The sequence below is a fragment of the candidate division WOR-3 bacterium genome (assembly GCA_039802005.1).
Lineage (GTDB): Bacteria > Hydrothermota > Tepidihabitantia > SM23-42 > JAOAFX01 > JAOAFX01.
Map to the genome: position 1 here is coordinate 1 of JBDRVV010000055.1, position 7,511 is coordinate 7,511.

Annotated in this window: 7 protein-coding genes; all 7 read right to left on the reverse strand. The window is 37.0% G+C overall.

Annotated features, from left to right (window positions below; all coding sequences use genetic code 11):
- Nucleotides 1–294: 294 nt before the first annotated feature.
- A complete protein-coding gene (locus tag ABIL69_11395; GenBank protein ID MEO0124592.1) occupies nucleotides 295–786 on the reverse strand; it encodes an ABC transporter transmembrane domain-containing protein in 492 nt (163 codons plus the stop codon).
- Nucleotides 783–2,999, reverse strand: a complete 2,217-nt coding sequence (locus ABIL69_11400; GenBank protein ID MEO0124593.1) for a hypothetical protein — start codon at nucleotides 2,997–2,999, stop codon at nucleotides 783–785. The genes ABIL69_11395 and ABIL69_11400 overlap by 4 nt, the downstream gene beginning before the upstream one ends.
- A 12-nt stretch (nucleotides 3,000–3,011) precedes the next feature.
- Nucleotides 3,012–4,475, reverse strand: coding sequence for a radical SAM protein (locus ABIL69_11405; GenBank protein MEO0124594.1), 1,464 nt, complete (start codon nucleotides 4,473–4,475; stop codon nucleotides 3,012–3,014).
- A 60-nt stretch (nucleotides 4,476–4,535) separates the two neighbouring features.
- The gene (locus tag ABIL69_11410; GenBank protein MEO0124595.1) at nucleotides 4,536–4,760 is read right to left on the reverse strand and encodes a hypothetical protein; all 225 of its coding nucleotides are present in this window, start codon (nucleotides 4,758–4,760) and stop codon (nucleotides 4,536–4,538) included.
- A gap of 709 nt (nucleotides 4,761–5,469) precedes the next feature.
- Nucleotides 5,470–5,943, reverse strand: a complete 474-nt coding sequence (locus ABIL69_11415; protein MEO0124596.1) for a proprotein convertase P-domain-containing protein — start codon at nucleotides 5,941–5,943, stop codon at nucleotides 5,470–5,472.
- Nucleotide 5,944: 1 nt separating this feature from the next.
- The gene (locus ABIL69_11420) at nucleotides 5,945–6,535 is read right to left on the reverse strand and encodes a hypothetical protein (GenBank protein MEO0124597.1); all 591 of its coding nucleotides are present in this window, start codon (nucleotides 6,533–6,535) and stop codon (nucleotides 5,945–5,947) included.
- A gap of 71 nt (nucleotides 6,536–6,606) precedes the next feature.
- Nucleotides 6,607–7,275: a hypothetical protein gene (locus ABIL69_11425; protein MEO0124598.1), complete on the reverse strand. Its 669-nt coding sequence runs from the start codon at nucleotides 7,273–7,275 to the stop codon at nucleotides 6,607–6,609.
- Nucleotides 7,276–7,511: the final 236 nt, after the last annotated feature.

Consider the following 7,511-nt stretch of genomic DNA (forward strand, 5'->3'; position numbering starts at 1 on the left):
TGTCAGTAAGTTATCCACAAATTATCCACAAAATCGTGCAAATGCAGGACAGTTCAGCATTTTAGCCACTGACATTTTATGTCAGTGGTTTGACATAAAATGTCAGTAAAACCGATTTTTGCCATTTTTTTGCAGAAAATCCTCAAACCCCATCAAATTTCAACACTTTGATATTCGAAACTGGGGCTATTTTTTGATAAAATTTGTAGTATTTTCCACTTTCTCCTGGCATGTATTTCTTTTTAAAAATACCTATTTTTGATATTTCCCAACAGATGGGAAATATTAATTTTGTCAGCTGCTTTGCTTATCAAATAGATTTTTATATGAAGGATTTATATTATACAAAGTTTTATGATCGCCAATCCCTGCAACCGCGATCAAACCCTGAAGATTTGCGGTGTCCTGTCCCAATCTTGTGGTAAAAAAACCCACGGTCTTTTCGTTATGGAATGCGACGCTTAAATCCTCAATATGGGCAAAGAGCCTTAATTGAATCTTCATTATCGCCCTGGTGCGAAATAAAAATAATAGTATCTCATTTAAAAAACCACAGAGAATCTTAAAGACCATCAATAACAATAACCCAAGCACAATAGTATTTAGTAATGCCATATTTTTCTGAGGAAATACCCGGTCAATCGCATACTTTGTTAAAAATGGACCTGGCAATTGCAGAATTATTGCCACCAATGCCAAGACCGCTGACCAATAACCATATTTATAGAATTCTTTGCATAGTTTCAGAAAATTTACATAATGGCTAATATATTCTTTAATCTTCAATGACGGAATAGATACTGAACTTTTAAGAATATCTGGGATTTAGTATGCTCATATCCTCCAATATCAAGAGGTGTTTCATTATTAAAATTATGATTGGCACCAAGATAAAAAAGGGTTAAGGGTGTTGGGGTGAATGAAAATAAAGGGGCAATGAGTAAATTTTTGTTGCTGGAGTTATATTGCCCGATAACACGGAAACCCATAAAACGGGTAAATGTATAGGAAAGATTTAATTCAAAAGTCTTTTGATTATATATCCATTCACCAAATTTTTGTGACCAGAATAGATATTGATAATATTTTGCACCAATTGATACTGGTCCAAAATTATAATCAAACCAGAAATAGGGATATAGATTATAGCCCAGACTTAATGGTGTAGAATAGTAGTTTATTGAGCGACCATAGTTCAGAAACATACCGATTGACAGAAATTTCAATGTATAACTTGATAAACTTGCACTATAAGACCACATATCATTAAACCACATATCACGATAGAACTTATCAATCAATTGATAGATAAACCGAGTATTGATTAAATATTTAAATTGAAGGGTTATACCACAACTCTGACTGAGACCGGTGTTTATTCCAAAGTATCTATGTGCCCTTTCAAATTGCAATTCTGGAGTAACCGATTCAATAAAATATTTTTTTATTATCCACGGAAAATTAACAGAAAACCCATATTTTGTCCAGTCATGATAGTTAATAAAACCAAGGTCTGCCCGAAATTCTGGAGAGAGGGTTTTGAAATAACCATTGAAATTGAGATATTTTCTTTTATGGAAATACTCTATTAGCATCCCATTCCCCGTAAACTCTTCCCCATCAAATCTTGCAGTCCGACCATTGAATTCTATTCCATACCCATTAAACAACAATGTATCAAATGGCTCTTTTGTCCAAGTTAATATCCCCTGAAATTTTACAGTGTTTTCTTTCAAAAATCCAAATGCACCATCAAGGCCAAATGTCCGATTAAAACCACCTTCTATTATCTCTCTGTCCGTGCTTAAAAGCCCAAAATAAGTATCTTTAAGCAGGGTCTTCTTCAATCTTAAGATATTATTTGTACTCATTTTATTACTACCAATACTGAAACTCCGCTCCGTAAAAGGAAGAATAAATGGTGTATGGCGGTCAAGGCCAAAGATATAACCCATTGAATAGTCTTTGATGCTCCCAGTATATTTTATTGCTCCCAATGGGTCGTTTATCATTCTTGAATAGAAGACCTGAATGGGTGTTTCAAAGAATGATTTCCTTTCCAGGAAAAAAGGCCTTTTTTCTTCGTAATAAAGGGCAGATGTGGTATTGACATCAATCTGGGGAACATCGGTTTCAATCTGAGAGAAGTCGGGTAAAATGGCAAAATCAAGGATATTATCATAATTGAAGTAGTATTTACCGCCAAATCCAAGTCGCAGATTAGGGTCGGTCAGTGTATCAATGGTCAAACCACCGGTTAAATACGGCAAGAACTCAATCCTTTCAGGCTTTGCAATCCAGTCATTTATATGCATCCGGGCAAAGTATTTGAGATAGAGCTCACCGCGCACATAAGGAGAAAGGCGATAACAGGGTATATACTCCCGGGGACGTATCCGGTGCACATCCATTCTGAAGTAGTCTATATAATTTGAATACACCTTTAAACTCTGGAATGGAATCTGCATCTCTACTGTCCAGCAGGTATCAAGAATCTTTGCATCCACATACCAGATAAAATTTTCCAATACACAATATTCAGCAAATAATTCTGGAGCAATTGGAATCACAAAGTACACAGAAGAGATACTATTAGCATTAACTTGAAAACCATAGGTATCATTTTGGGAGGAATTGGGAATAATCACTACACCCACTTGGTCATCCTCACTTGATTCCCACCAACGGCTTTGATTCTTTGCCCTTGCTCTTATCGTACTTATTTCAGGTTCTTCACAGATAACGCCGACATAGAGATTTTCATCATCATAACCAACCAGGACAATCGTCTTTACCGGGGCAATTTTACCATACTCAGGGTCATCATAGTCATAATTTCTAAAATCCTTTTCTATCCTTGTTGCCTCGTCCCAGCAGGGGTCATTTAAATAACCATCAATCACCGGCGGTTTTGTAATCCTATTCGCCTTGAATTCATAAGGGACAAAGCAAAAAAGGAAATTTGCAATAAATGCTATGCTCAGGACCAATTTAAACATTTCTTTTTCATCTTAAGCAAATATCATATCTTTTGTAAAGTCAAATGCATTTGGATTTTCTTCCATTATTGATGTATAGGTAACGAGATCAATGTGCCTTGCCTCCCTTAAGACTACACACTGTTCCCTTTTCCTTTCAATGTCAAATCTATTATTTTTCACAGCAGTAGCAAAGCAAGCACCACAAATCTTTGCCGCCCAGCAATTGATACAATCACTCTCCGAATACATAACATACTCCCTTGCGATACTCATTATTGTATCAATTTCTATTCCCTTGTCAACATCTCCGATATTATATGCCCGCATCACCCGCTCACAGGGATAAAACTGTCCGTCGGTATTAACAAAAATTTTCCTCAGACCCGGAGTGCAACAACCATTCATTATAATAGCATCGTAGGGTTCATTGAGCTTTCTTTTGTGGAAAAGTACAAGTGTTTTCTCAAAGAGGGCTTTTTCAAATGCCGTTGGCTCTTCATTATTGATACGGCGTCTTATATAATCCTTTCTTAATATATCATATTGAGTAGCCAAACTAGAATAATCTTCGGGGGTGAACCTTTCAAAGAATGTAGTATCATAAGGGTAGACTGAATTTACGATTATTCGCTGTCCATTAACCAGTTCATAGTCTTCAAAGAAATTGTTCAATTCCAGCATATTGGTATCGGGTGACATAGTGACCGCAAACGAGATAGCCTGCTTGAAAAAGTCCGGAGCCGCCTTCTGTATCTGCCTAAGGCTATTAGTTATACGGGCATATGTGGGCTTACCATTTACATCCACACGATAGCGGTCATGGAATAATTCGGGTCCATCAAGACTTATCTGGAGAAAAAATTTATTTTTTATTATTGCATCCCTAATATCTTCCCTTTCAAGAACCAAACCGTTAGAATCAATGTGTAGTTCGATTTCATTACCAATCAACTCTTTGACTTCCATTATCTTTTCAAAAGAAGTTAGTGGTTCACCACCATAAATTGATATTGATCTGATCTCGCTGTATTGGGAATGTGATAAATAATACTGTATTGCCTTATAAAGGGTGTGGTCATCCATAATTTTATTAGAATGCGTTCTTTCATATTTGTAGGTACCAGAAAATGAACAGTATCTACACCTCATATTGCAAACCTCGGTGATGTTTAGAATCATATAACCAATCTTTGATTTCAATTCGTTCTGGAGATATTGCGGATCATACGGAACAAGCATATTCGTAAACCTTTTGTTAGAAAATAGTCCATTTCGGCGGCATTTTTCTATCTCATTCAGTGCTTTTTTTACAGAATCAAGTTGATATTTTGCCTGCCATTTTGAGATAAGCTCAGTATTTGATAAAACACCGAGATCTTCTATTATATCATAAACTATTTTATCCACCCTAATTATTTGGTTTGTTTTTACATCATAGATATAATAATTTCCTTTAAGGCTTTGAAATTTATGCACAAATGGAGGCAGTTCCATAGACAATTCCTCAATGCTGGGGATTGGGGTTCTTTACCCCCAATCCCCGAATATCCACTATCATGGTGTCCAACCTCTTTTGACTGCTTCATGCACAGCATTTGCATCACTTGTAAGTTGAGTATTGTGGCAATGGAGACTCGCTTCATTATTAGCATCTCCAAGTTGGTAAGGATCCTCAGGATAAACGCACGAACATAAACACCCGCATACACATGTACAGCCACACTGGCAGGCGGTTCCATTTGGCTGCACACCACCACCCCAGTTCATTACTTCAATCATTTTTACCTCCAATTTGTATTAAACCAGATTTGAGACAAAGATAGAACCACCCCGGCCCCCGAGGAGTACGACATTTTTTCAGGACCCTTCTCGCTGCTGTTTGGAAAAAATTTTTATTATTACAGGCTTCAATGCCCAAAAACCAATAACCACGCCTGTGTTTGATCAAATCCCCCTTAATCCCCCTTTTACTAAAGGGTGAGATTAAAATCTTTTGTAGTGGCAGAGCTTGCTCTGCATAAAAGTCAAATGTCAAGCAATCTTGACCACTACAAAAAATGGTGATTGGTTTATGGGTTTGGATGCTGGTATGGTAATTAGTTTGTAGTTTAGAGTGGATTGCCATTGCGTGCATAAGCCCATTGATTTTTATTTTTTAGTTAGCAAAAACTTAACTGATATACGAGACCGTATAACGAAACTGGCAGCGAAACCGTATAACGATAGCCGATTAGTTGGAGTGCATCAGCTTGCTGATGCGTTGTTAACTAAAATCCCCCTTTTCTAAAGGGGGAGATAGGAGATTGGTGCACTTTTGTTTCACGGCTGGAAGCCGCTTCCGCAGATAAAAAAATGTAGTAGCCACTTCCCCAATTTGAAAACTGGGGCAGTCCAGCGGCGAAAATAAAATGCGGTGATTTGTTATACAGTTTTCTTCGCAACTGGGGGTAGTATAGTTAAACCCTGATTCCTTTATAGCCTACATCCGTCATTTTGTCTTGTATTTAATCATAAGGGTGAATCCATTTAAATATCCTTCGTTCCCGTCAGCAACACTATCGTAGACCATGATGCCCCAGTTTCCGTTGGCGTTTTTTCCATTAAAGTAATTTGTTGAATACTCTTGACTACCACCGAGATAATTGTTACCCCAGGCGACAATAGAATCATCATTTCGGTATAACTTGATAATTAAATTTGATGGTTTTTCGTGTTCTATGTTTACTCGAATTTTAAGTGAATCAACAATTGCATTTTCGCCGGCACTATTTACTGTAATACCTATACTAACACCACTGAGATCTCTAATCGGCGAACCGCTACCAATCTCAGATTTATAATCCCAAAAATCTTCTTCTCGATCTGAGAAGCAACTCAAAAATAAATTTGTTATCAAAAATACTAAAGTAAAAATCCATTTACACATCATTGCAAGGCTCCCTAAAATTTCAATTTTATGCATTTTATAATTGGAATCTTAAGCCCAGATTGACACGATTAAATCCCAGAGATTCACAACGAATGTTGAATATCATATCTTCCATCGGCACCCTTCTATATTCGGATTGTTTATAGTTGTACATTTCTATCTCTAAAAATAGTTTAGGATTTTTCATGCGTGTATATAAAAGGCCCGAACCAGCTCTTACGTTGTAAACCGGTGCAATACCACGATAGTCATTTAGGCTGAGATTACTGTATTTCTCATAAGAAAACCCACCGTAAAATAAAGGTCTTAAATTCCAGTTTACAGGTAGAACAGCTATTAAATCTGTGTTTAGATTAGATAACAAATTCAAACTATTTCCGCCGCTATCATATTTTTTTAATTCCAGGAATTCTGATCGTAGGTAAATATTTTTGGTGAAGCTAATTACAATCTCGCTGCTTATTCCCCAATATTTTTCCAGAAAAATATCAACATTCCAGGTACCCTGTGAAAACATAATCATTTCCGACATCAAATACCGTGTTGTTTTTATTCCGAGTTCAACACGGGGTTGTGGATAAACGAAAAAGAAGAAAACAATTATTATTAAAATAAATTTCTTCACTTCTCCTCCTTTCAAATTTTAACGAGGGGGTGGTGGACTATTAACACCACCCCTTATTTCTGTTTCCGCATTTACCAAGTCTTATACGCATGGGTATTGTAATATGTGCCGCCTGATGAAAATTTATGTATGCCTAACTGATCCCAACGAAATGTTGCTGATGAAGGATACATTACAGAATATGAACAGGTCTTTGCCCACCCCCAATTATAACACCACATACCATTTTGCGGGCAGGAATGTACGAGATTATACCAGTCACGATATGTTTTGTCAGATACATAACATGGTCCTGGACAGTTCCAATCACGATAAGTTTTTGATGAACAATAGACCCTTTTGAATGTATAATTGAACACGTATTCAGTATAAATCCAAGATGCCACATGGAGACCACCTCTTATATCTTCTCCCTGCCATGTACCTTGTTTTTTTGCTTCTACCTCTGATTCTGAAGGCGAAAGATAACCCATGTTATGTAATTCAGTCAAAGTTACTTGAGAATATCCTTCTGGCTGATACAATGAATCTGGGTTTGTAGTTATCTCAATTATCTCTGCAATTGTAGTATCACCGCAAGTGAATGTTTTAATAAAGTAATAGGTTGGTGGCGCTGGTGCGGCAAGAACTTCAGTGGTATCTTCTGTATAACTCCCTTCTATTTCGGTAGATTGTTTTTCCTTTGTACACATGATATTTATTATACATACACACACTAAAAAGTCAATGAGTCTTTTCATATGTACCTCCTTGTTCAAAGTTATGGGTGTTCAGATTTTCAAAGCACCCGTTTTTTAAAAATTTCATACCCACCCCGGTCCCCGAGGAGTACGACCTTTTTTCAGGACCCTTCTCGCTGCGGGATTTTGAAAGTATGTTTTTATAAACCAGCATCTCAACCTTAACCCAATTACCACACCTTCAACCCCACAGGGGTCAGGACCGGAACCAGAATAACAAAAACTGTAGCATGCCC